This is a genomic window from Aliagarivorans taiwanensis DSM 22990 (assembly GCF_000429505.1).
GTDB classification, from domain to species: Bacteria; Pseudomonadota; Gammaproteobacteria; order Enterobacterales; family Celerinatantimonadaceae; genus Aliagarivorans; species Aliagarivorans taiwanensis.
In genome coordinates this window covers 31,894-55,427 of sequence record NZ_AUBZ01000010.1, presented here as the reverse complement: position 1 = coordinate 55,427, position 23,534 = coordinate 31,894, and the positions used below count along the sequence as shown (strand labels likewise).

Genomic DNA, 23,534 nt, shown 5'->3' with positions numbered 1-23,534 from the left:
TCACGCGCCGTTGGTGCAAGCCTGTCCTACCTCGGTCAGGCTTTCACTGGCGTTTGAACAATAGCGCGCTCGTCCGCTGTTCTTGGCCTTGTAGAGCAGCTCATCGGCCATCGCCACCAGCTCACCGTAGTCGCGATTAGCCGCCGGTTGGATGGTGGCCACGCCAACACTCACCGTTAGATGTGGCTTCACCTTCGAGAACTGGTGCTCAAAACAGCGCTTCTCAAAGGCTTGCACCAGATCGCCCGCCACTTTCTCCGCGCCCTGCTGCTCCGTGTTGGGCAGCAACACGGCAAATTCTTCACCACCATAGCGCGCGACTAAGTCCGAGCCGCGCTTGATCACCGAACTGACCAGACCCGCTGTAACTTTTAAAGCTTCATCACCTTTTTGGTGACCATAGTTATCGTTGAACTGCTTGAAGCAGTCGATATCCAGTAGCAACAAGCTCAGCGGCAGTTCTTCGCGGGTATGGGTCACCCACAGCTCGCTTAGCCGCTCATCGAAGCTGCGACGGTTAGCCACCTGGGTTAGGCTGTCCATAAAGCTCAGCTCTTCGAGCTGCATAATTGCATCGGCCAGCTGCTGCTGGGTCTCTTTGCGCTCGGTCACGTCGCGGGTAATGTAGATCACCCCTTTCTCGCCACTCACATCATCCAGATAGGGGCCTTTAATCACCTCGTACCAGCGCTGTTGACCATCGTTGAAATAAACCAGTTCTTCATAGCGCAGCGGCTCACCCTCATCGAGGATCTGTTGGTTCTGCTGAAGGTGGATTTCCAGCGCCTCGCCTTCCACCACTTCGCTAAGGTGTTTGGAGATCACCTCACTGCTGGTGCCACCAAAGATAGCGGCAAAGGGCTCATTGGCCCCCACGATAACCCCTTGGTCATCGAAAAAGCCCAACGGATCGGGAGTGGAGTTAAACACAGTACGAATCAAGCTGTTCTGGCGACCTAGCTTGCGCTCCGAGCTCAAGCGGTGTTGGTTTTCTTGCTCTAACTTACGGTTCAGCTGGTGCCATTTGGTAACATCGTAGGAGACACTCAGCACCCCGGTTACCAAGCGCTGCGGATTACGCAGTGGATAGACATTATGCTGCAGCAGGATCTGTTGATCGTCCGGTGCGCTAAACCACTCAGTGCTTTGGCAACGTTCACCACTGAGCACCTTTTCGTCAAACTGCTGGCTCTGCTCAAGCTCTTCCTTAGTCATAAAGTCGGCCATGTTCTTGCCCGACAGGCCACTGGGCGACTGGCCGTGGAAGCTGGCCCAAGCGCTGTTACAGCCCAGCAATCGACCTCCGGCATCGCGGAAGTAGATAAACTCGGGGATCGAGTTCAACACATCACCAAACAACGTACGCTCTTGCTCCACCGATTTAAGGTAGTCGTAACCGGCCGCGTCTTCATAGGCGTTGATAAACCAGCTCTTGCGGCCACGGTAGCGGCGATGATTGGCGTACAAAATCGCAACCGAGCGTTGGCCGTCTAAGCGGAAGTTCCAGTGCACCCCGAGCACCTGGCCGCGCACCTGACTCTCAGACAGGCGGCTTAGCAGTTGCCCGGCCATACCGCTTTGGGGAAAACGCCAATGGCTACCTTTATTCTTGAGCTGAAACAGCTCGCAGGCTTGCTCGTTGCAGTAGAGGATCTTTTGACTGCTGGCGCAGAACACCAATTGCGCGCTGGGGCACAGCCCACTGATGGAGCGCACCCGGTTATACCGCACGCTAACCCGAACCAAAACCGTGGTCAGGCCGAGCACGACGGCTAAAAAAAGAAACAGACTCAGCTGTAGCCAAGAATCAGTGGGGAGTGTGTAAGACATTGAACTGTATAATCATTCCGTGTACAGCTCTCTAATTTACAGTAAACGCCTCAAAGATAAAGGGCTAATGTGATCAATAATTGCTCTATCTAACAAACTGCGATCAAGCACTTACTCACTGCAGTAGCGCGAGCCCTGCACGCCTGTCGCCGCCAAGCCCTTGGCAATGGCGGTAATCGGCGGCCAGCGCTGCTCACACCAATCCGGTGCCACCAACAGCGGTTTACGCGCCTCGGCCGCTACCCGGTGATAGACCACCTCCGGCGGGGTGTGCTGAATCAAACGTATCGCCTGTTCCACATACTCGTCTTGGCTCATCAGCTGGATGCGACCGGCACGATAGGCTTTGGCCATAATACTGCCTTCTACCACATGCAGTGGATGCAGCTTAATGCCATCCACATCCAGCGCCAGTACTTGTTGCAAGGTTTGCATGTAGTGCTCAGGCCCCTCACCCGGCAGGCCTAAGATCAGGTGAGCGCACACCTGCAAATTCAGGGCTTTAGCCTTGGCCACGGTATCAGAAAATTCGGCCAAGCCATGGCCACGGTTGATGCGCTTTAGGGTGTCGTCGTGGGCGGTTTGCAGCCCCAGCTCAAGCCACACTTCTTTGCCTTGCTGCTGGTAGTCGGCCAGCAAGTTCAAGACTTGCTCGGGTACACAATCGGGGCGAGTGCCAATACATAGCCCCACCACTGAAGGGTCTTCCAACGCTTGCTGGTACATGCCTTGCAGATACTCGATTTCAGCATAGGTGGAGGTGTAGGCCTGGAAGTAGGCGAGATAGCCGATGTCTTTATGTTTCATTTCCGCCTTGCGCTGCTCTAGCTGCTCTGCCACGCCCAGGCTTTGCTGGTGCGGCTTTACAAAGGAGTCAACGTTGCAGAAGGTGCAGCCGCCACGGCCGATGGTGCCATCGCGGTTGGGGCAGGTAAATGCACCATCAACGCTCAACTTACGCACCCGGTGGGGGAAACGCTGTTTTAGATGACGACCGAGGGTATTGACGTAAAGATCGAGTTGCACCGTAGATTACCGCTTAACAATGGCTGCTGAATAAAAGTTGGGCGATTTTAGAGGAAGCCCGAGCAAGAGTCAGCTATTTTTTCAAGAAGGCACTGGCGTGCCCCTCAGCGTAACGGATACTGAATCGCACTGTAAGAATATCTCATTGAAAATAAAAGAATAAGCTGAGATATCCGCGCCAATCAAGGAGGAGAACCATGGCAATCTATGATCCTCAACTGGTCAAAGATAACTGCGGCTTTGGCCTGATCGCCAATGTCGAAGGCAAGCCCAGCCATAAACTGGTGCGCACCGCCATCCAAGGCTTGCAACGTATGCAGCATCGCGGCGGTATCTCCGCCGACGGTAAAACCGGCGACGGCTGCGGCCTGCTAATGGCCAAGCCCGATGGCTTTTTCCAGATGCTGGCCGAGCAACATGGCTGGCAACTCGCCCCCAGCTACGCGGTGGGGGTGTGTTTTCTGCCCACCGATCCAATCAGCGCTCAGGCCGCCCGCCAGCTGATTAACCAACAACTGGAACAAGAGGCGCTGGACGTAGTGGCCTGGCGAGAAGTGCCGGTAGAAGCCGACATCCTCGGCGAGCTGGCCCGGCAAACCCTGCCACGGATTGAACAGGTGCTGATCAACGCCCCAGCTGGCTGGAGCGGCGATGACTTGGAACGTCGCCTGTATATGGCGCGCCGCCGGTTGGAGAAAAAGCTCGACAAGCTAGCCTGCTATATCGCCTCACTGTCAGCGCAAACGGTGGTGTACAAAGGGCTGTGTATGCCCGCCGACCTGCCGCTGTTCTATCCCGACTTGGCGGATATCCGCCTGGCCAGCACCGCGTGCCTGTTCCACCAGCGCTTTTCTACCAACACCTCACCACGCTGGGAGCTGGCACAGCCGTTTCGTCTGCTGGCCCACAATGGCGAGATCAACACCATCGTCGGTAACCGTCAGTGGGCCAAGGCGCGCGGCTATAAGTTCGCCTCGCCACTGCTGCCGGATCTGCAAGACGCCGCCCCCTTTGTTAACGAAAGCGGCTCTGACTCCTCCTCCTTAGACAATATGCTGGACTTGTTTCTGGCCGGCGGCATGGACCTGTTCCGCGCCTTCCGCTTGCTGATCCCGCCCGCCTGGCAAAACCACCCGAATATGGATGAGGACCTGCGCGCCTTCTACGACTTTAACTCCATGCATATGGAGCCCTGGGACGGTCCGGCTGGGATCGTGATGTGTAACGGTCGCTATGCCGCCTGCGGACTCGATCGTAACGGCCTGCGCCCGGCCCGTTACGTGCGCACCAGCGAAGGCTTTATCACTCTGGCCTCCGAGATCGGCATCTGGGACTACCAGCCTGACGAAGTGCTGGAGAAGGGCCGGGTTGGCCCGGGCGAGCTGCTGGTGATCGACACCCAAGAACATACCCTGTGGTCGTCGTTTGAGATTGATCAGCAGCTCAAGTGCCGCCACCCCTATCGTGAATGGCTACATAACAACTGCAGCCGCCTGACCCCAGCAGATCAGCTCAGTGACGAGCAGATCCAAGACGCACCCATGGACGCCGCAGAGCTATTGGTACAGCAAAAGATGTTCGGCTACAGCCGCGAAGAGTTAGAACAGGTCGTCCGAGTACTGGGCGAGCAAGGCCAGGAGGCCACCGGCTCGATGGGCGATGATGCGCCGATGGCGGTGCTCAGCTCGCGCAGCCGCTCGCTCTACGACTACTTCCGCCAGTGCTTTGCTCAGGTTACCAACCCACCCATCGACCCACTGCGCGAGCGCCATGTGATGTCGCTGGCCACCTTGATTGGCCGCGAGCAAAATGTCTTTAGAGAGACCACTGGCCACGCCAACCGCTGTGGCTTTGAATCGCCCATCTTAAGCCCCAGCGACTTTAGCCAGCTGCTGGAGCTGGATGCCAAACACTACCAGCACCAACGCTTGGAGTTGAACTACCCAGAATCGCAAGGCTTAGAGGTCGCCCTAGAGCAGCTGTGTGAGCGGGCTTTGGAGGCAGTGCGCGCAGGCGCCGTACTGTTGGTGCTGAGCGATCGTAGCCTACAGGCGGATCATCTGCCGATCCCCGCGGCGATGGCGGTCGGGGCAATCCAACAGCGCTTGGTTGAACAGCAGCTACGCTGCGACAGCAATATCATTGTCGAGACCGGCTCGGCGCGCGATCCCCACCACTTTGCGGTGCTACTCGGCTTCGGCGCCACCGCCATCTACCCCTATCTGGCGCTGCAAAGCCTTAACGCCATGGTGAGCGATGGCAAGATCCCACTGAGCGTACGCGAGGTACAAGGCAACTACCTTAAGGGCATTGGTAAGGGGCTGCTGAAGATCATGTCGAAGATGGGGATCTCCACCATTGCCAGCTACCGCTGTAGCCAGCTGTTTGAGGCGGTTGGGCTCTCTTCCAAGGTGGTCGAGCGCTGCTTTACTGGCATTGCCTCACGTATCGAGGGGGCCGATTTTAGCGACCTGCAAGCCGACCAACGCAATCTGGCGACCCGCGCCTGGATCAAACGCCGCCCCCTCGAACCCGGCGGCCTGCTGAAGTACCAACACGGTGGGGAATACCACGCCTATAACCCGGATGTGGTGCAACTGCTTCAGCAGGCTAGCCAAAGTGGCGATTATGCCACCTACCAGCGCTTTGCCGATGCGGTCAATCAACGCCCCATCTCCAGCCTGCGCGATATGCTGGCGCTCAAGAGCGCCGAGCAGCCGCTGCCCATCGAGCAGGTGGAAGAAGAGCAACAGTTTTTCCGCCGCTTCGATACCGCCGCCATGTCGATTGGCGCGCTGGGTAAAGAGGCCCACGAAACTCTGGCGGTCGCCATGAACCGCTTGGGTGGCCAAAGTAACTCCGGCGAAGGGGGCGAGGATCCCAGTCGCTTTAACAGCGAGCGCAACTCCAAGATCAAGCAGATCGCCTCGGGCCGCTTTGGCGTCACCGCCCACTACCTGCGCAATGCCGAGGTGGTGCAGATCAAGATGGCGCAAGGGGCCAAGCCCGGAGAAGGCGGTCAGCTGCCCGGTCATAAGGTCAGCGTTGAGATCGCCAAGCTGCGCTACTCGGTACCCGGGGTAACCCTGATATCGCCGCCGCCACACCACGATATCTACTCGATTGAGGACTTGGCCCAGCTGATCTTTGACATTAAGCAGATCAACCCGCAGGTGCTGGTCTCGGTCAAGCTGGTCTCCGAGCCCGGAGTCGGCACCATTGCCACCGGGGTGGCCAAGGCCTATGCCGACCTGATTACCATCTCCGGTTACGACGGTGGAACCGGCGCAAGCCCACTCACCTCGGTCAAATATGCGGGTAGCCCTTGGGAGCTAGGGCTGGTCGAAACCCACCAAGCGCTGGTCGATAACGGCCTGCGTCATAAGGTGAGACTGCAAGTCGACGGCGGGCTGAAAAGCGGGCTGGATGTGGTCAAAGCCGCCATTCTTGGCGCCGAGAGCTTTGGCTTTGGCACCGGACCGATGGTGGTGATGGGCTGCAAATACCTGCGGATCTGCCATCTAAACAACTGCGCCACCGGTGTCGCCACCCAAGACGAGACCCTGCGCAGCAAGTACTTCCTCGGCCAAGCAGAAGCAGTCATGAACTACTTCCGGCTACTGGTGCGCGAGGTGCGCGAGCTGATGGCCAGCCTTGGCGTGGCCGAGCTGACTCAGCTGATTGGCCGTACCGATCTACTGGAGCTGCTGCCCGGCATCACCGCCAAGCAGCAAAAACTGCAGCTGGGCGAGCTGCTGGTTCGCCAAGACAGCCCCCATCCACAGTTTAACCAGCAGACCAACGCGCCTTTTGACAAGGGCGAGCTAAACCTGCAGCTGTGGCAAGCGGCCGAGCCATTATTGGGTAAAGCCGCCAGTCTAAGCTTTGGTATTCGCAACACCGATCGCAGCGTCGGTGCGCTACTGAGCGGCGAGATTGCCCAGCGTTATGGCAACCAAGGGCTTGCCGCCACCCCACTGACCTTGAAGTTCAACGGCACTGCCGGACAAAGCTTTGGGGTATGGAATGTCGGCGGCGTTGAGATGGAGCTCACCGGCGATGCCAACGACTATGTCGGCAAGGGCATGACCGGCGGCAAGCTGGTGATCAAACCCCACCTTGGGGTCGCCTTTGCCGCCCACGAGGCCAGCATTATTGGCAACACCTGCCTGTATGGCGCCACCGGCGGCAAACTGTTTGCCTCGGGCAAGGCGGGCGAGCGCTTTGCGGTGCGCAACTCCGGGGCCATCGCAGTGGTGGAAGGGATTGGCGACAACGGCTGCGAGTACATGACCGGCGGCATCGTGACGGTGTTGGGCCAGACCGGGATCAACTTCGCCGCGGGCATGACCGGCGGCTTCGCCTATGTCTATGACCAAGACGGCCAGTTCGCCCAACGCTGCAATGGCGAGATGGTTGAGCTGCTGAGCGTTGCCGAGCTGCCAATCCATCAAGAGCACCTGCGTGGCCTTATCAACGATCACCTCGATGCTACTGGCAGCCCACGCGCTCAAGAGCTGCTTAACGACTTCGAAAGCCAGGTTGGCCACTTCCATCTGATTAAGCCCAAGTCTGCCGAGCTTAGCTCGCTGCTGGGGCATAAACGTAATTCTGCCGCCGAGCTGCGGGTGCATGCCCAGTAAGGGCGCAAGGAGGTCACTATGAGTAAGAATGTCTTCCAGTTTGTAGACGTGCAGCGGGTCGACCCTAGCAAGAAGTCCATCGCCCGGCGTCGCAGCGAGTTTATCGAGATTTATCAGCCCTTCTCGGCCACCCAAGCCGAGCAACAGGCCGATCGCTGCTTAGACTGCGGGAATCCCTATTGCCAGTGGAAGTGTCCGGTACACAACTACATTCCCAACTGGCTGAAGCTGGCCAATGAAGGGCGGATCTTAGAGGCGGTCGAGCTATGCCACGAAACCAACAGCCTGCCTGAGGTGTGTGGCCGGGTCTGCCCGCAGGACCGATTATGCGAAGGCGCCTGCACCCTGAACGATCAGTTCGGCGCGGTAACCATTGGCAATATCGAGAAGTTTATCACCGATAAGGCCTTTGAGATGGGCTGGAAACCCGATCTTAGCGCCGTCGAGCAAACCGATAAGACGGTCGCCATCGTCGGCGCCGGACCGGCCGGACTGGCCTGCGCGGATATACTGGCGCGCAACGGTGTGAAAGCCACGGTGTTTGATCGCTATCCACAGATCGGCGGGCTACTCACCTTTGGCATCCCCGCCTTCAAGCTGGAAAAATCGGTAATGCAGAAGCGCCGCGAGATCTTCGAGGGCATGGGCATCGAATTTAGACTCAACTGCGAGGTGGGCAGTGACGTGGCCTTCGAGCAGCTACTCAGTGACTACGATGCGGTATTCCTCGCCCACGGCACCTATCGCTATATCAGCGGCAACTTCGAGCACGGCGATGCCGACGGCGTGGTCGACGCCCTGCCGTTTTTGATTGCCAATACCTACTATGTGCAGGACTTCGCTAACCCACCGGCCCCCATCTCCATGCAGGGCAAACGAGTGGTGGTGCTCGGCGGTGGCGATACCGCCATGGACTGCGTACGCACCTCGGTACGCCAAGGCGCCAGCTCGGTCACCTGTGCCTACCGACGCGACCAAGACAACATGCCCGGCTCCGCCCGCGAGGTCTACAATGCCCAAGAAGAGGGGGTGGAGTTCCTATGGAACGTGCAACCACTCGATGTGGTAGTGAACGCCCAAGGGCAGGCCTGTGGCGTAAAGCTGGTGAAAACCCAACTGGGCGAGCCCGATGAACGCGGCCGCAGACGCCCAGAGCCAGTGCCCGGCAGCGAGTATGCGCTGGAATGCGATGCAGTGATCCAAGCCTTTGGCTTTCAGGCCGCCGAACAGCCTTGGCTGGCCGCCCATGGGGTTGTGCTGGACCAGTGGCAACGGGTGGTTGCGCCTGAGCAAAGCGAGTTCGCCTTCCAAACCTCCAACCCCAAGATCTTCGCCGGCGGCGATGCAGTACGCGGCTCTGACTTGGTGGTTACCGCCATCTATGAGGGACGCACAGCTGCTGAGGGGATGATGGATTACTTGGGGGTGTAGTTGCCCCTTTCCTTCCCGACCCCGCAGCTTACATACCAAGTTCAAAGTTGCCGGTCTGTTGTTCATTAGCGTCAAACGCCAAGCGCTATTGATAAGACACTTGCGCTATTGCGCAATCTAGGCTTTGCACAACATGCTAGCGACGAGTTATGCTTGAAGCCATTCAGTTTATTAACCCTAAAAAGGAGCGCCGGTGTACATTCCAAAGCACTTTCAGCAAGACGATATCGAAGCGCTGCTGACGCTTGTTCGCAGCCATCCCTTTGCCACGCTAGTTACCCATTCGCAGGCTGGTCCCGATGCGATGCACCTCCCTATGTTGCTCGAGCAACAACCAGATAAACTGTTGCTTAAAGGGCATATCGCCAAGGCAAACCCGCTATGGAAAACCGCAGGGGAATCTGCGCAAGTCCTTGGCATCTTCCACGGCCCCAACTGTTACATCTCACCCAACCACTACCCAAGCAAAGCGGTACATGGGAAGGCGGTGCCTACCTGGAACTATGTGGCGGTGCATGTAAAAGGTAGCTTGGCCTTCAAACACGACAAAACTTGGCTGCTTGAACTGGTAGATGGCTTAACTCAAGAGCACGAGTCGAAAGAAGCCAAACCTTGGTCGGTGAACGATGCCCCAGACAGCTATATCGACAAGCTACTGAACGCGATAGTCGGGGTTGAAATCGAGGTAGAACAGATAGAGGGGCAATGGAAGCTTAGCCAGAATCAGCCGCCAGAGAACATTGCTGGCGTTATCGAGGGGCTGAAAAAGTCCGGTGATAACCGCGCAAAGCAGGTAGCTGAATGGGTGAGTAAGAGCCACTCAAAGCACTAAGCCGCAGCTGATAAGGCCGCTTTCTACGATCCGCAGTTCAACTTTAGTGAACCAAACACACCAGTTCACAAATCCACACTCACAGTGTAGTCTTTCATGCTGAAATACCTAACCTATTGTAAAGGTTAATAAAAAAACAATAATCAGCAACAAGGATGTAAGATGAATAAACTGATTTTCGCTTCAGTTATTGTATCTTCACTACCCTCAGGTTGTGCATCAGTACCTACTGAGTCGAATGCACAAGAAGAGCAGGCGAAAGCATTTAGCGCCCCCTCCGACTCAATGGCAGGTCTTTATATCTTCCGCAAAGACTCATTCGGTGGAGCCGCATTGAAAAAAGATGTGTTGGTCGATGGTGAGTGTATTGGCGAAACAGCTAAAGGTGTATTCTTCTATCACGAGGTAGAAGGCGACCAAGAGCATACACTTTCTACCGAGTCAGAGTTCTCTAATAACGATATCGTTCTCTATACCGATGCAGGCGAGCTCTACTTCATTGAACAGTACATCAAGATGGGCGTATTCGTTGGTGGCGCGGGACTCAAGCAAGTCGAGAGCGACGAGGGTAAAACCCAACTAGCTAAACTAAAAATGGCCGCCAAAGGCACTTGCGGCAACAACTAAGCACACCTCTAATAAAGGCATAGCGCAGTGCTATGCCTGTTTCGTTCGATGAGCTTCACACCATTAGCGCTTGTCTGCCAACACTAATCCACAAAACGGCTCTGGAACAGTTCAACCAAGGCCTGATTCACCGAATCATCCGAGGGTAGGCCCTCGCCGTTGTGGTAGATGCCAAAGTTGTACTCGTGGTAAGCGTGGTAGTTAAAGTGGGTGCCGCGCTGCTCCAGAATATCGAGCATATCCTCCACCCAGCGCTCGCCGCCTTGGTCGTCCTCGAAGCAGTGGCGGATACAACCGAACTCCCCCAGATACAGCGGCACGCCTTGGGCGCGGGCCCAAGACTCAATCAATTCGATCTTCGCTTCCAACAAGGGGCGATCCCAAGCTAGTACCTGATCGACGTCCCCTAGAAAATCTAGTCGCAAGCGACTCGTAGACCCAGCTAGCCCTTGGCCTCGCATCAAGCCAGAAATCTGATAGCCATAGCCCGGCTTGGGCACAATCAGCTGCGAGCGGCTGGTCCAGTCGGCACCAGCAGTGGTTCCCTCGGCGCGGCGCACCGCGAGCCCCGACTCTTGATACACCCGGCCGCTACCGCTGCCATTCTGACTCCAAAAGTACCAGTTCTCTTGGTTGCTAAGGTCCACCTCCATCAGCACATTACCCCGGCTGGAGCCGGGGGCATATTCCAGTACCACCGCATCGGCAAACTCAACGTAACCGCTCACCGCCTTGGCCGCTAACACCGGATAAAGCACCTCGACCTCTAGATCGTTTGCCCACCAGATCTCCCCTTCCATCTGCTGCCATTCGCTGTGGTCTTGAGCCAGTGTTGGATTACCAAATGTTCCCCCGATCCAGCGGGAGTTGCCAACAATCTCATAGCGGTAGGGATCAGGATATTCGCGAGCGGCGCTATAGCCATCCAGCCAATCGGCTTGCTGATGGGTCAAGGCCATCGGCTCATAAAAGTGGTACTGGTAGAGAATGTTAAGGTCGTCGAGTCGGAAGAAGTTTTGCTGCTCATCCACTTCCCAGCTGATCTGGGTGCCCAAGATCCGCTCCACCGAAACAATATGCTCGGGATTGACCTCGCGGATAGCCGCGACGATTTCATTGGCTAATTGCTGCCACTGACTATTACTGCGGGTGGGCCGTGGCTCGTTGAGCAGATCAAAGGCGGCAATGTTCGGGTGCCCCCGGTAGCGCATCGCGATGGCTTGCCAAAGTCGGGTCAAACGCTGTTGGTTGCTGCGCACTTCCCACAACGCATCTCCAGCACCGTTGGACTGATAGCCCCCTTGCGGGGCGTGCATGTTTAGCACCAGATAGATGCCATGTTTCTCCGCCCACTCAAGATTCTTGTCCAGCCAATCCCAGCCCGCCTGACGATAAACATAGGGCTGGCTGTCTCTTTCAAACAACTGATAGTTAAGGTAGAAACGGATGCTATTCAGCCCCATCTCTTTGAGGCGGACATAATCACGTTCGTCGTGGTGCTGAGTAGGCGCATTAGGGTTAGACCAAATCTCGTTACCAAAGGCGACGCCCCGTAAGGTGTGCTCTTGCCCAGCGCCATCAACAATCTTCGCTCCATCAACCCGTAGGCGCTGGCTATGATCGTACTCATCAAAGGCGCGGTAAACCGGCACATCCAAGGGCGGAAGCGATTGATCAGGCTGTTCCAGTGCCCCACCGGAGCTGCCACAGGCGGAAACCAACAACACCGCACTTAATCCGAATAATCCTTGCCAAATCAGTCGCATCACACCACTCCTGCTTTCCTTGTGCATTGAACAGAACAACAACGCCCAGTACACCAGACCTTTCCGATAAAAAAACGTGATGCCATCGAAAAACTATCTATCTGTTTTAAAAAGAGTTTAGAACGGTGAGCTATGCCGCAAGTGGGTGAAAGAGAAAGCAACCCTAAGGCTTACTTTGGTCAATAGCTGGCTGTGCTACAGTGATTAGATGCTGTGTTTTCGGTTGTGCCGCTCTAACCATCGTTAGTGAGAGTGAATCGATAGCACGCTCATCGGTTAAAAAGCAGGTAATACGCTATGCGCCTTGTCTTGTTGTTGTCACTACTGCTCTCCTTTGGCTCGATGGCCGAGCACCGTGATGACTGGGACGTGGTGAAGATCTGTCACTTGGAGTGGGGACGCTCAACCGGCGACTACCTCAAGGACAAGGGCTTCTACCTGCACCTTGCCGAATCCATCTTCGTCAACGCCGGTTATAAGGTGGAAACCTATGTGCTGCCATGGAAGCGCTGCCTAAAAAGCACCGAGGCAGAGCTTATCGATATGGTGGCCGCCGCTTGGTTAACCCCGGAAAACACCCAGAACATGCACTATCCACCGGTCTTGCTATCTGGCTATCTGGCTATATCGCCCAGAATCACCTAATCACCACTAACACGAGTATTCAAGATTCTGAGCCTGAGTCGCTGCAAGGTCTACGCTTTGGCAGCCCGGCCATCAACAGCCTTCCCGATCGAATTCGCAAAGAGTACGTACCGCTGTTCTCCAGCATCAAGTATCAAAACACCCAAGTGCTGAGCATTAAGATGCTGCTAAAAGGCCGCATCGATGTGATCTACAGCCCGCTCGATACCTTCCTCGATGTCTATGACACCTTACCGCGCGACGACCGCCCTGCTTACAAGGTGCTACAACCCGGCTTTGGTGGGCAACCGGTGGGGCCGTTGATCCCGAATAACAGCGAACGCCCGGTTCGCCAAAAACGCCTAATAGCCGATTACAACCGCTCGTTTCGTGAGATGTGCCTCGATGGCCGTCTACAGCAGATCATGATTGAGCATAGCGAGGAAGATGGCCTGCTAACCCACCTGCAATATCCCGACTTACCGGACTTGCTGACCCACTGCACCTTGCTGCTGAATGCCCAACGCACCAATGAAGATGTGAGTGACGAGCAGCTACTTACTCTGTCGGGCCATCTCGACAGCGCCCCTAGCACCCGCCTCGACCGACACGTCAATCAGGAAAGTGATTAGCCCGTGCTATACTGCGCGGCAAATTTCAGACTAAGCGAAAACTATGAGTGATACCGAGATGTTGGCAGGCTATGCACGCCTGACCGCCAAGCAACGCTACGAGCAGCTAATCGAACAGACCCGTAAAGCAGGCGCGCTTTGGACCCTAAGCGATGAGCAAGGCTGCCTAATCGTCGATACCGAGAAAGAAAAGGTGCTGTTGGTGTTCGCGAGTGAGCAGCTGGCCAAGGCCTGGGCCGAACAAGATCACCCAAGCTTTGCCCCACTCAGTATTCCAGTAGAGATGTTCATCGAGAAGTGGGCACCGGGCATGAGCAATGATGGCTTCGATGTGGCAGTTGCTCCGTCAATGGCGGGTGAAGGCACTATCGTTAGCCCGGGCCAACTGGCCGAAGAGCTGAGCACCGGTAAAATCGGCTAAGTTTGTTGTCCGCAGCCGCCGCGAGTATTTTTTTAAGCCGCAACTCAGTGTATGATTTGCGGCTTATTTATTGAGCCCCACGCAGGGGCGAATGTTGTAAATCAAACAGGAAAAGTCATGACTACGAATGCGTTAATCGAAGATTTGAAGGCAAGGGGCCTGATCGCTCAATGCACGGCCGATGAGGAGTTGGCGGAGCACCTTTCAAGCGGTTATCGCACCTTGTATTGTGGCTTCGATCCAACCGCCGACAGCCTACACTTGGGCCACTTGGTACCACTGCTGGTACTTAAGCGCTTCCAAATGGCGGGCCACAAGCCTATCGCTCTAGTGGGCGGCGCTACCGGCCTTATCGGTGACCCAAGCTTTAAAGCGGCTGAACGCCAGCTTAACACCCCCGACGTGGTAGCCGGATGGGTAGATAAAATCAAAGGCCAAGTCAGCCAGTTTATCGACTTCGACTGTGGCGAGAATGCTGCCATCGTCGCGAATAACTTGGACTGGACCGGCGAGATGAGCGCGCTGGATTTTCTGCGTGACGTGGGTAAGCACTTCTCAGTGAATGCCATGATCAACAAAGAATCGGTACAGCAGCGTCTGAACCGCGAAGGCTCGGGCATCTCCTTCACCGAGTTCTCTTACGCCCTGCTTCAAGGTATGGACTTTGCCGAGCTGAACAAGCGCTACGACTGTACCCTGCAAGTGGGTGGTTCTGACCAATGGGGTAACATCGTCGGTGGTATCGACCTGTCACGCCGCAGCAACCAAGCCCGCACCTTTGGCCTGACCGTACCGCTGATCACCAAGTCAGACGGCACCAAGTTCGGTAAAACCGAAGGCGGCGCAGTATGGCTAGACCCACGCAAGACCTCGCAATACGCCTTCTACCAGTTCTGGATTAACACCGCCGATGCCGATGTGTATCGCTTTATGAGCTTCTTCACCTTTATGGCGCAAGATGAGATTGAAGCAGTACGCAAAGCCGACGCCGAGCGCCAAGGCCGTCCAGAAGCGCAAAGCATTCTGGCCCGCGAAGTAACCCGCTTGGTACATGGCGAAGAAGGTCTGCAAGCTGCCGAGCGCATTACTCAGGCGCTGTTCTCTGGCGATCTGAGCCAGCTAAGCGAAAGCGACCTGGCCCAGCTGGCCCAAGACGGCCTGCCAAGCGTGAGCGTTGAGCAAGCTGAAATGAGCCTGGTTGAACTGCTGACCACCACTGAGCTGGCCAAATCGAACAAGATGGCGCGTGAGTTCATCGGGAACGGTGCAGTACAAGTGAACGGTGAGAAGGTCACCGATCCAATGGCTAACTTCAGCGAAGACGATGCCCTGTACGGCAAGTACAGCATCATCAAGCGCGGTAAGAAACTGTTTAGCTTGGTAAAATGGGGCTAATCGCCTCTTAAACCAAGCCAACCAACAGTAGTTACTGAGCAATAGTGGGCACTCACATAAGGGTGCCCTCGTCTTTCCTTGCTCCGCGATTGCTGTCGACATACACTGGTGACACAAGGGCTATTTACCCAATTGTCATAATTGCGCCGCAACGGCGTGCGATAGTCGGCACGATAATAAAAGGATGAAGAAAGACTATGCAAATTCGCCCAATTCAAGAACAAGACGCTACCCGTGTTGCTGAGCTGGCAACCCAGCTTGGTTATAAACCTACCGCACAAACCGTCAAACCGAACATCAACGCGATTCTGGAAAACTCCGCCCATCAGGCCTTTGTCTATTTGGACGAGCAGGATCAAGTGATTGGCTGGGTGCACGTATTCGTGGCGCTGCGCCTCGGTTCGCTGCCCTTCGCAGAAATCAGCGGCGTGGTGGTAGACGGCGAGACTCAAGAGCAAGGTATCGGCCGGGCTCTGGTAAAACATTGTAAGCACTGGGCTCGTAGCCGTGGTGTTGCCCATCTTCGAGTACGTTGTGACGTTGAACGTGAGCAGGCCAACGGATTTTATGAGCACATTGGCTTTAAACTAAGAAAAGACCAACACGTGTATGTACGTGAGTTATAAGAGAAAACTATGACTACAGCGATTATCGGCGCAATGGAGCAAGAAGTTGTTGCACTGCGCGAGCTAATTCAAGACTGCGAAACCTATAAATTTGCCGGCTGCGAACTCTACAGCGGCACCATCGAAGGCCAACAAGTGGTGGTCACCCGCTCCGGTATCGGCAAAGTGGCAGCAGCGATTGCCACCAGCGTATTGATTGAGCGTTACCAGCCCACCCGCGTGATCAACACCGGCTCTGCCGGTGGCTTCGACCCGAGCCTGAAAGTGGGCGATGTGGTGATCTCCAGCGAGGTTCGCTATCACGACGTGGACCTCACCGCCTTTAACTACGAGATGGGCCAATTGCCGGGTAACCCCGCCGCCTATATCGCCGATGGCAAACTGGTGGATGTGGCCAAGCAAGCCGCCGCCGAGCAAAGCGGCCACAAGATTATCAGCGGTCTTATCTGCACCGGCGATATCTTTATGGCTGCACCAGAGCGCGTAGCCAAGGCCCGGGCCGACTTCCCGACCATGGCCGCCGTTGAGATGGAAGGGGCAGCGATTGCCCAAGTCTGTCACTTGGCAAACGTACCGTTTGTGGTGATCCGTTCGCTGTCTGACATTGCAGGAACTGAATCCCCCGTCTCCTTCGATGCCTTCCTGGAAACCGCCGCCAAGCACTCCACCGCCTTGGTACTGGCAATGCTGAAACGCTTCGACAGCTAATATGCAACAGGGGCTGCAATGGATTAGCCTGAGCCTTCCATGGCTGGCAATCTTTGCCATTGTGTTGATACCCGGCTTTGCCATTCATGGCGTGGGTGGGTTTCTGCCTTGGCTGGGCAGGCGCTTGGCCGCCAAAGTCAACCGCGCCAACAATGGCCCCCATCAACAACGCATCGCGGGTTTACTCGCCGCGCTGGTGCTGATAATCCCCTGCTGTTTAGGCTTGGCGCTGTTTAACAGCATCAACCCGCTCTCTAGCCCCTTCGACGCCCTGCTACTCGTATTACTGCTCAATTGGCAAGGGCCAATGAACAGCTTCCAGCTGACCGCCCTGCAACTGGAGCAACACCAACAAGCCCGTATCGCCCTCAAGCCTTGGCTACTGCGCGAATGCCAAAGCCTCACCTCGGTTGGCGTGGCCAAAGCCGGTATCGAGATGTTGCTGCTACGCTTGGCAGCGCAATGGTTTGCCCCGGTGTTCTGGTATGCCTTGGCGGGCATCGAGATGTGCGTGTTGTATGTGATGGTCTACCAACTGCACCTGAGCTGGAACCCCAAGCAAAGCGAGTACCGCCAGTTTGGCGCAGCCCTTAGCCGCGGCTACAAGCTATTAAGCTGGCTGCCATTTAAGCTACTGGCGCTAGTGCTGGCCAGCCAGGGGGATTTTCGTAGCAACCTGCAGGCAGTTAAACAAGGTTTTCGCTGGCCGTTTAGCGGCAGTGGCAGCTTGCTTAGCGTCACGGCCAACAACCTCAAGCTGGAGCTGGGCGGCCCTCGTCATTACCAAGGGCAGCGCATCGAGCAGGCCTATTTTGGCCCAACCAAGTGCTACCCCAGCGTGCCGCAGATGCAGAATCTGATCACCCAGCTACGCCTGGCCTCACTGCTATTTAGTCTAATCATCGTTCCGGTCTATCTACTTCGTCATGCTCTCTAGATGTTGCTACCTGCTGCTGACGCTGTTGCTCAGCCAAACAGTGTTTGCCGCCAATCCTCCAGCGCAACGCGTTATCGCCCTAGCCCCTCACCTCACCGAACAGGTATACGCCCTGGGAGCAGGCGACAAGCTGGTCGCCGCTGTCGAATACAGCGACTACCCGGAAGCGGCAAAGGCCCTTCCCCGCTTGGGTAACGCCCAATACATCAACCTTGAAGCAATACTCGCGTTTGAGCCGGATCTAGTGCTGATTTGGCCACAAGGCGTGCAGCTCAACCTGGCTGAACAGCTCGCCAGCTTTGGGATCGCCACCTACCTGAGCGAAGCTAAGGACTTGTACGCGCTACCCGATAACCTACGCGCGCTCTCTCAGGCACTGGGAGTTAGCGCGCAAGGCGACGAACTGGCCGGTGAGCTGGAGCAGCGCTTTGCCGCTCTCAAGCGGCAGGCCACCTCGCGCAAGTCTATAAGCGTGTTTTACCAGCTGAGCGATCAACCGCTGATGAGCATCTCTGCCAGTTCTTGGATCAATGAAGGGCTAAAACTGTGCGCACTGGAGAATATTCTTAGCGACGCCAAAGCGGCCTATCCCTTGGTCGATGTGGAAACGGTGGTCGCGGCCGACCCACAGCTTATCTTGCTGGCGGGCCCAGATGCGGGCTGGAATCAGTGGCCGCAAATGCGCGCCGTACAAGACGGGGCGCTGCTTGAGCTAGAGGTAGACCGGCTACACCGGCTCACCCCACGCACCCTCGATGGTATCGAGCAGCTATGCGAAATGACCGATGCGTATCGATAAAAAAAGCCCACCTGTTACCAGATGGGCGAGAGCATAGAAGAGTGAAGCCATCGCTTCATTGTTGTATATGAAATAAGCGTGCCACTTTATAGCATGTTAGTGAAAACGCTAACAGATGACTCGCTGAACGGCTCTCGCTAGCGATACCAAATCCCCGGCACCGGTAACTTATCCGCCAGAAAGTCAGGATTGATGGCCAAAAAGCGGCTGGTAACTTCCATCATCCGCGAGGCCGATGCCACCACCGAGCGCGCATCGCCAATATCGCAGTAGTGGGCTGCGCCCAGCTCGATAAATGCCGGTTCCAGTTTGTCGTAGTTCAGAGAGATATCGCCACACGCCGCTTCATGGCGGTGCATCTTACGTGGGATCAGCGCGTCATCCACCTTCACGGTCATCGCTTCTGGCTCGGCGGTAAGTCGCTTGGGAATGTTATTCCACTCCTCCACCCCGTGAATGAAGGTGTTCTTGGTAAGTGGGCAGCCCAAGAACAAGATCTGCCCACCGACATCGACCAACTTACCCATCGAACCATCGCGCGGGCATGGCGTGCTAGCGTGCGCATCGTTGGCGATATAGCTGGCCGCCCCCTGGCCCACCGCCACGACCGAATGAGTGGGGTGCAGTGAGCGACAGACCTGTGGGCGCTGGCGCAAGCGCTCGCCCAAGATCCCCACACACGAGGGTTCTTTGCGCGGGTCAAAGACGCCTCCCGGGTTATTGTGTTTATCCCAAGTGTGACAGGCTAATAGCAGCAGCCCCGGCTGCATATACTCACACAAGGCATCCAGTACCGTGTCGGCGCCACCTTCCACATGACCGATGGCTTTCATCGAGGCATGTACCATCAGCGTTCCTGAGCGCACAATCCCCGAGCGCTCCAAATCATTCAGCAAGCTTTGACGAGTATGCATAATCTATCCTGATTTTTTTGATCCACTACCACAAGGATGCCTTCCATGATGCAGGGGCTGAGCACAAATACCAAGCGGGATTAGCGTGTTTCAACCCACGATTTCCGTAAAATTACTACTGCAAAGCTATTCAGTTCTCATTTGAGGGACTAGACTGGTATCTGGCTCTGGTCAAAGCACCCGTTGCTGGATAAAATCGCGATTTAGGTCACCTGAACAGATTGTAAAACCGGAATGGATTCAAAATGGGCTTGATCAATCTTTTACCGCCCTTGCATAAACGCTTACTGGTACTCAGTCTTGCACTGGTTGCCATCGCAGGCTTTATCCCCAGCAAGTCAAAATCAAGCCATAGCATCGATGGTCAGCGCACCGATCTGGTGATTGGCGAAACCATCAGCGCGACTGCTGCAAGCAACGCCAGCAGCCAGCCGCCAAGCCTAAATTCAAGTGCATCAGGAAGCACCTTAGCGGTTAGTCAACGCAACGGCTCCTCCGCCACAGTGACTGACTCAGCGCCGGTTAAGCTCGCCCCCAAAGCCGCTCCGCAGGCCCCAGCGCCTACCGTGGCAGATGCGATAGCCAAACACACAGAGCAACCCGCGACGACTGAAACCCGTGATGAACCCGTAAGCGCAAGCGCCGCCCAAGCCAGTGAGCCAGCAGAGCAAGAAGCCGAGGCGCCTCAGCTTGCCAGCAAGCCAACGGATACCCCTAGCGAAGCACCAGAAAATGCGACAGCCGAAGCGCAAGACCCGCCACTTGAAATCGCCGAACAGGTGCCAACCCCCCCCGCTTCTTCTGAGCCTAGTAAGCAAACACTGGCCGCCGAACAACTACTGGCCGAGCAAGAGCCAGTCCTTATGGTGTTCAACGAAGAGAGCGAGCTGCGACAAGGGATGCGCTATCAGCTGCCGCTGGCGGTGAGCTCAACCCCGGCTCCGGAGAACAAGCGCGAGCTCTATAGCAAGCAGGTGCAAACGGTTAAGAACGGCGACAGCTTGGCGCTACTATTTTCCCGAGTCGGCCTAAGTGCCGCCACCCTGCATAAAATTGACACCTTGGGTGGCGATGCCAAGCAACTGCGCAAGATCCATCCGGGCGACAACGTTGAGTTCTACCTTGATGATCAGCAGCAACTGGCTGAACTGCGCTACCCACTGGATAGCCGCCGCACCTTAAGTATTCAACGCCAGCAGCAAGGCAGCTTTGTTGCCGATATCGAAGAGCAAGCCGTTGAGCTGCGCTATGGCTTTGCCGAGGGCACTATCACCAGCTCGTTCTGGAATGCCGGGATCAAAGCAGGTCTTAGCCAAGGGCAGATCATGTCGCTGGCGGGGATCTTCGGCTGGGACGTCGATTTTGCCCAAGATATCCGCTCTGGCGACCACTTCGTGGTGCTATTCGAAGAGCAATACATCAACGGTGAGTTCGTCGGCTATGGCAACATCGTCGCTGCCGAGTTTACCAACCAAGGCGACACCTTTCAGGCACTACGCCACAGCGATGAGAACTACTACGGGCCAGAAGGTAAGCCAATGCGCAAAGCCTTCTTGCGTGCTCCAGTCAACTTCCGCTATATCAGCTCCAACTTTAACCCGCGACGTTTGCATCCAGTAACTGGCAGAGTGCGCCCGCACAACGGCATCGACTATGCCGCCAAAGTGGGCACGCCAGTGGTTGCAGCGGGCGATGGTCGAGTTATCGAGGCAGGCTACAACAAGTTCAATGGCAACTACGTGTTTATTCAGCACAGCGCAACCTACGTGACTAAATACCTGCACCTGCACAAACGCCATGTAAAAACTGGCCAGCGGGTACGCCAAGGCAAAACCATCGGCACTGTGGGCGCAACCGGTCGGGTCACCGGCCCACACCTGCACTACGAGTTCTTGGTCAATGGGGTACACAAGAACCCCAGAACCGTGAAATTGCCCGAGTCCAAGCCGCTGACCGGCCAAGACCTGGCAAGCTTCCGCGCAAACTCGACCCCACTGCTGGAGCAGCTCAACAACACCAAGCGAGTATTACTGGCGATGCGCTAAGAAGAATGGGAAGCAAAGATTTTGCCGCTTCCCTGCCTTCTCTGCGCGCTGTACCATAAAGCTACCGACGACCACTGGCTGTATTATGGACCTTGAACACCCGCTAAAACTGGAGCAACAGCTTTGCTTCTCTCTATACTCCACCTCTTTGGCAATGACCCAATTGTACAAGCCGCTGCTCGAACCCTTAGGCCTGACCTACCCGCAGTACTTGGTAATGCTGATTCTGTGGCAGCAAGATGGCGTAGGGCTTAAAGATATCGCCCAGCAACTCGGTCAAAAGCCCGGTGCGCTCACCCCCGTTATCAAGCGCTTAGAGCAAGACGGCGTGGTAATTCGCTCGCGCCGCCCCGACGATGAGCGGGCTCTGGCCATCTTTCTCAGCGATAAGGGCAAAGCACTTAGGCTGCCTGCAGCAAAAGTAGGAGAATGCGTCGCCGAGGCCTGCGGTATGCCGCTGCAAGAGCTGATTCAACTTAGAGAAACCCTGATCAAGCTGCGCCACAATCTGCAGCGCTAGTTCCTAGCCCAGAGCTCTGCAGTCAAGCCAAAGAATAAGCGAGCAAAAAAAACACAATTTTTGGCTTGCACAAATTTAGTTATCGCGATAACTTTATATCCAACGGTCAGCAAAGACCGCTTTTTTATCGAGATATAGTTATCGCAATAACCACTTTATTGAAATTCAGGAGAATGATCATGCAAGCCATCTACAGCACCAAAGCCACCTCGATCGGTGGCCGTGAAGGCAACTCAGCCTCTGACGATCAGCGTCTACAAGTAAAACTGAGCACCCCCAAAGAACTCGGTGGTGCAGGCGGCGACGGCACCAACCCAGAGCAGCTATTCGCAGCGGGTTACTCAGCCTGCTTTATCGGTGCATTAAAGTTTGTCGCGGCCCAGCAAAAAATCAGCTTTAGCAACGAGCCAGAAGTGACCGCTGAAGTGGGTATCGGCGAGAACGACAAAGGTATTGGCTTCGCCATTGATGTGAGCCTGGCCATCAAATTGCCAGGCTTGGAAGGTGAAGCCGCGCAGCAACTGGTTGAAACCGCCCACCAGGTATGCCCCTACTCCAACGCCACCCGTAACAACGTTGATGTGAAACTGAGCATTGTCTAGCGGACCACACTCGCAGGAAAAGCGGCTTAAGTCTGTTTTCCTGCGAATCAATTCAAACCTAACACCCAGCTAGCACTCTGCTGGTGATACCTGCCGCGCGGGGGGCATAGATAGAGGGGGCACGGCGCTCATCTGGAGTGGGGGGTGTCGGGTTTCACGCCACATTCTTAGTCGCTGCAGGCTGTGTCACCACTCCCGCTCTTGATATCATCGCGCCATCACAAATCCTTCGTCAGTACTCATCGGGCACCACCCATAACGACTTATCCTGGTAGATGGGGTGAGGGCTTAAAAAAGGGTTTCCCACCGTTAACAGTAGCCTGTGCTTGAGCCCTGCTTGACGAATATCATCGCCATAGAATTGGTCAAACAGCAGCTTGAGCTCACCACTTTCATGGAGCGACCAGAGCCCTTTTTCGATTCTCTCTTTCAATCTCGCTTCTTGGGGAGACACAAAAAAGAACATCGGTAATGGCACATACAGTGCTTTGGTCTGCTCTACCACAATACTTGGGTACTTAGTTCGGTAAGCTTGGTACTCAGGGAACACTTCATTAATGCCTCTTACAAAGTAATCAAAGCGCCCGTAGTGCAACATGCCAAACAACCCGTCGTAGTTGTTACTGGTTACTACTGTGTACTCCAGTTCGCGAAACACTTTGGTGGTGCTCCATTGGGAGCCTAAGCCTGCGCGTAAGCTCTTTAACTGCGTGACATCTGATAACGCCGAGAAACGGGACTCGTTTTGCCGAGTAATCAATAGCAAACGATAGTTAAGCAGCCCCCGCAAGATTGGAAAGTAGATGGGGGGCAGCGTCTCCTCCCAATGCTTTTGAAAGGGAGCGTTGTAAACATTGATGATTTCACCGCGCAGTAGCTCTTTGAGCGCACGCTCGCGCTGCAGCAAAAACGGGGCGAAATCTATCCGGTAGTCACCATACTCGCTTTTGGTCACCTCCAGCGCAGCGGTAAGCAGCGACAGCGGATAATCATTACGTTTATCTTTCTCAGAGTGGGGGGGATTGTATCGGACAACGTCCAACGCCAGAGAAGAGAAGGAGATACAGCACACTAATAGGAAGACAAAATTTCTTATTGATATCAATGTCATAAATAGTTCTCCTTCTGGGCTGGAGAAAAGCTTAGTACAACATTG

Annotated in this window: 20 protein-coding genes; 15 read left to right on the top strand and 5 right to left on the bottom strand. The window is 55.6% G+C overall.

Annotated elements, in window-relative coordinates; translation table 11 throughout:
- Both G462_RS22145 and mnmL read right to left on the bottom strand, forming a co-directional pair.
- On the bottom strand, positions 1–1,830 hold the full coding sequence (locus G462_RS22145) for a sensor domain-containing diguanylate cyclase (RefSeq protein ID WP_051326619.1): 1,830 nt from the start codon (positions 1,828–1,830) through the stop codon (positions 1–3).
- Between the two features lie 111 nt (positions 1,831–1,941).
- Complete coding sequence (gene mnmL, locus G462_RS0108340) at positions 1,942–2,856, bottom strand: tRNA modification radical SAM protein MnmL/YtqA (RefSeq protein WP_026958599.1); 915 nt, start codon at positions 2,854–2,856, stop codon at positions 1,942–1,944.
- 197 nt (positions 2,857–3,053) lie between these two features.
- Between mnmL and gltB the strand changes: the two genes are divergently transcribed.
- The 4 genes from gltB (at position 3,054) to G462_RS0108320 (ending at position 10,389) form a co-directional block, all read left to right on the top strand.
- Positions 3,054–7,499: a glutamate synthase large subunit gene (gltB, locus tag G462_RS0108335; protein WP_026958598.1), complete on the top strand. Its 4,446-nt coding sequence runs from the start codon at positions 3,054–3,056 to the stop codon at positions 7,497–7,499.
- An 18-nt stretch (positions 7,500–7,517) separates the two neighbouring features.
- Positions 7,518–8,930 carry an FAD-dependent oxidoreductase gene (locus G462_RS0108330; protein ID WP_026958597.1) on the top strand — a complete coding sequence of 471 codons (1,413 nt, stop codon included), beginning with the start codon at positions 7,518–7,520 and terminating at the stop codon, positions 8,928–8,930.
- Positions 8,931–9,123: 193 nt separating this feature from the next.
- Positions 9,124–9,762, top strand: a complete 639-nt coding sequence (locus G462_RS0108325; RefSeq protein ID WP_026958596.1) for an FMN-binding negative transcriptional regulator — start codon at positions 9,124–9,126, stop codon at positions 9,760–9,762.
- A 162-nt stretch (positions 9,763–9,924) separates the two neighbouring features.
- Positions 9,925–10,389 carry a DUF2846 domain-containing protein gene (locus G462_RS0108320; protein ID WP_035477246.1) on the top strand — a complete coding sequence of 155 codons (465 nt, stop codon included), beginning with the start codon at positions 9,925–9,927 and terminating at the stop codon, positions 10,387–10,389.
- 83 nt (positions 10,390–10,472) lie between these two features.
- On the opposite strand, the gene G462_RS23875 is transcribed toward G462_RS0108320, so the two are convergent.
- Complete coding sequence (locus tag G462_RS23875; protein WP_051326618.1) at positions 10,473–12,155, bottom strand: glycoside hydrolase family 5 protein; 1,683 nt, start codon at positions 12,153–12,155, stop codon at positions 10,473–10,475.
- Positions 12,156–12,452: 297 nt separating this feature from the next.
- On the opposite strand from G462_RS23875, the gene G462_RS0108310 reads away from it, so the two are divergent.
- From G462_RS0108310 to G462_RS0108275, 8 genes are all read left to right on the top strand, one after another.
- Positions 12,453–12,800, top strand: a complete 348-nt coding sequence (locus G462_RS0108310; protein WP_026958594.1) for a hypothetical protein — start codon at positions 12,453–12,455, stop codon at positions 12,798–12,800.
- The gene (locus G462_RS0108305) at positions 12,713–13,411 is read left to right on the top strand and encodes a type 2 periplasmic-binding domain-containing protein (protein ID WP_157378581.1); all 699 of its coding nucleotides are present in this window, start codon (positions 12,713–12,715) and stop codon (positions 13,409–13,411) included. Before G462_RS0108310 ends, G462_RS0108305 begins: the two co-directional genes overlap by 88 nt.
- 43 nt (positions 13,412–13,454) lie before the next feature.
- Positions 13,455–13,832 carry a DUF2750 domain-containing protein gene (locus G462_RS0108300; protein ID WP_026958592.1) on the top strand — a complete coding sequence of 126 codons (378 nt, stop codon included), beginning with the start codon at positions 13,455–13,457 and terminating at the stop codon, positions 13,830–13,832.
- Between the two features lie 117 nt (positions 13,833–13,949).
- Entirely contained in the window at positions 13,950–15,227 is a 1,278-nt protein-coding gene (gene tyrS, locus G462_RS0108295; protein ID WP_026958591.1) for a tyrosine--tRNA ligase, read from the top strand.
- Between the two features lie 197 nt (positions 15,228–15,424).
- Positions 15,425–15,853 carry a GNAT family N-acetyltransferase gene (locus G462_RS0108290; RefSeq protein WP_026958590.1) on the top strand — a complete coding sequence of 143 codons (429 nt, stop codon included), beginning with the start codon at positions 15,425–15,427 and terminating at the stop codon, positions 15,851–15,853.
- Positions 15,854–15,862: 9 nt separating this feature from the next.
- Positions 15,863–16,561: a 5'-methylthioadenosine/S-adenosylhomocysteine nucleosidase gene (mtnN, locus tag G462_RS0108285; RefSeq protein WP_026958589.1), complete on the top strand. Its 699-nt coding sequence runs from the start codon at positions 15,863–15,865 to the stop codon at positions 16,559–16,561.
- A gap of 1 nt (position 16,562) precedes the next feature.
- Complete coding sequence (locus tag G462_RS0108280; RefSeq protein ID WP_026958588.1) at positions 16,563–17,498, top strand: cobalamin biosynthesis protein CobD/CbiB; 936 nt, start codon at positions 16,563–16,565, stop codon at positions 17,496–17,498.
- Positions 17,488–18,297: a cobalamin-binding protein gene (locus G462_RS0108275; protein WP_035477242.1), complete on the top strand. Its 810-nt coding sequence runs from the start codon at positions 17,488–17,490 to the stop codon at positions 18,295–18,297. Before G462_RS0108280 ends, G462_RS0108275 begins: the two co-directional genes overlap by 11 nt.
- A 137-nt stretch (positions 18,298–18,434) precedes the next feature.
- Here G462_RS0108275 and G462_RS0108270 read toward each other — a convergent pair whose 3' ends face one another.
- Positions 18,435–19,211 carry an AAC(3) family N-acetyltransferase gene (locus G462_RS0108270; RefSeq protein WP_035477239.1) on the bottom strand — a complete coding sequence of 259 codons (777 nt, stop codon included), beginning with the start codon at positions 19,209–19,211 and terminating at the stop codon, positions 18,435–18,437.
- Between the two features lie 245 nt (positions 19,212–19,456).
- On the opposite strand from G462_RS0108270, the gene G462_RS23870 reads away from it, so the two are divergent.
- The 3 genes from G462_RS23870 (at position 19,457) to G462_RS0108255 (ending at position 22,378) form a co-directional block, all read left to right on the top strand.
- Entirely contained in the window at positions 19,457–21,256 is a 1,800-nt protein-coding gene (locus tag G462_RS23870; protein WP_051326617.1) for a peptidoglycan DD-metalloendopeptidase family protein, read from the top strand.
- Positions 21,257–21,341: 85 nt separating this feature from the next.
- Positions 21,342–21,776 (top strand): MarR family winged helix-turn-helix transcriptional regulator, encoded by a 435-nt coding sequence (locus G462_RS0108260; protein WP_026958585.1) that lies wholly within the window; start codon positions 21,342–21,344, stop codon positions 21,774–21,776.
- Positions 21,777–21,955: 179 nt separating this feature from the next.
- Positions 21,956–22,378 carry an organic hydroperoxide resistance protein gene (locus G462_RS0108255; protein ID WP_026958584.1) on the top strand — a complete coding sequence of 141 codons (423 nt, stop codon included), beginning with the start codon at positions 21,956–21,958 and terminating at the stop codon, positions 22,376–22,378.
- A gap of 232 nt (positions 22,379–22,610) precedes the next feature.
- On the opposite strand, the gene G462_RS0108250 is transcribed toward G462_RS0108255, so the two are convergent.
- Complete coding sequence (locus G462_RS0108250; protein WP_157378580.1) at positions 22,611–23,489, bottom strand: type 2 periplasmic-binding domain-containing protein; 879 nt, start codon at positions 23,487–23,489, stop codon at positions 22,611–22,613.
- Positions 23,490–23,534 lie beyond the last annotated feature (45 nt).

Coding starts and splice junctions, on each gene's coding strand:
- G462_RS22145 (WP_051326619.1), bottom strand. CDS start 1,830: ATGTCTTACACACTCCCCACTGATTCTTGGCTACAGCTGAGTCTGTTT.
- gltB (WP_026958598.1), top strand. CDS start 3,054: ATGGCAATCTATGATCCTCAACTGGTCAAAGATAACTGCGGCTTTGGC.
- G462_RS0108330 (WP_026958597.1), top strand. CDS start 7,518: ATGAGTAAGAATGTCTTCCAGTTTGTAGACGTGCAGCGGGTCGACCCT.
- G462_RS0108320 (WP_035477246.1), top strand. CDS start 9,925: ATGAATAAACTGATTTTCGCTTCAGTTATTGTATCTTCACTACCCTCA.
- G462_RS23875 (WP_051326618.1), bottom strand. CDS start 12,155: ATGCGACTGATTTGGCAAGGATTATTCGGATTAAGTGCGGTGTTGTTG.
- G462_RS0108310 (WP_026958594.1), top strand. CDS start 12,453: ATGCGCCTTGTCTTGTTGTTGTCACTACTGCTCTCCTTTGGCTCGATG.
- G462_RS0108300 (WP_026958592.1), top strand. CDS start 13,455: ATGAGTGATACCGAGATGTTGGCAGGCTATGCACGCCTGACCGCCAAG.
- tyrS (WP_026958591.1), top strand. CDS start 13,950: ATGACTACGAATGCGTTAATCGAAGATTTGAAGGCAAGGGGCCTGATC.
- G462_RS0108290 (WP_026958590.1), top strand. CDS start 15,425: ATGCAAATTCGCCCAATTCAAGAACAAGACGCTACCCGTGTTGCTGAG.
- mtnN (WP_026958589.1), top strand. CDS start 15,863: ATGACTACAGCGATTATCGGCGCAATGGAGCAAGAAGTTGTTGCACTG.
- G462_RS0108280 (WP_026958588.1), top strand. CDS start 16,563: ATGCAACAGGGGCTGCAATGGATTAGCCTGAGCCTTCCATGGCTGGCA.
- G462_RS0108275 (WP_035477242.1), top strand. CDS start 17,488: ATGCTCTCTAGATGTTGCTACCTGCTGCTGACGCTGTTGCTCAGCCAA.
- G462_RS0108270 (WP_035477239.1), bottom strand. CDS start 19,211: ATGCATACTCGTCAAAGCTTGCTGAATGATTTGGAGCGCTCGGGGATT.
- G462_RS23870 (WP_051326617.1), top strand. CDS start 19,457: ATGGGCTTGATCAATCTTTTACCGCCCTTGCATAAACGCTTACTGGTA.
- G462_RS0108260 (WP_026958585.1), top strand. CDS start 21,342: ATGGACCTTGAACACCCGCTAAAACTGGAGCAACAGCTTTGCTTCTCT.
- G462_RS0108255 (WP_026958584.1), top strand. CDS start 21,956: ATGCAAGCCATCTACAGCACCAAAGCCACCTCGATCGGTGGCCGTGAA.
- G462_RS0108250 (WP_157378580.1), bottom strand. CDS start 23,489: ATGACATTGATATCAATAAGAAATTTTGTCTTCCTATTAGTGTGCTGT.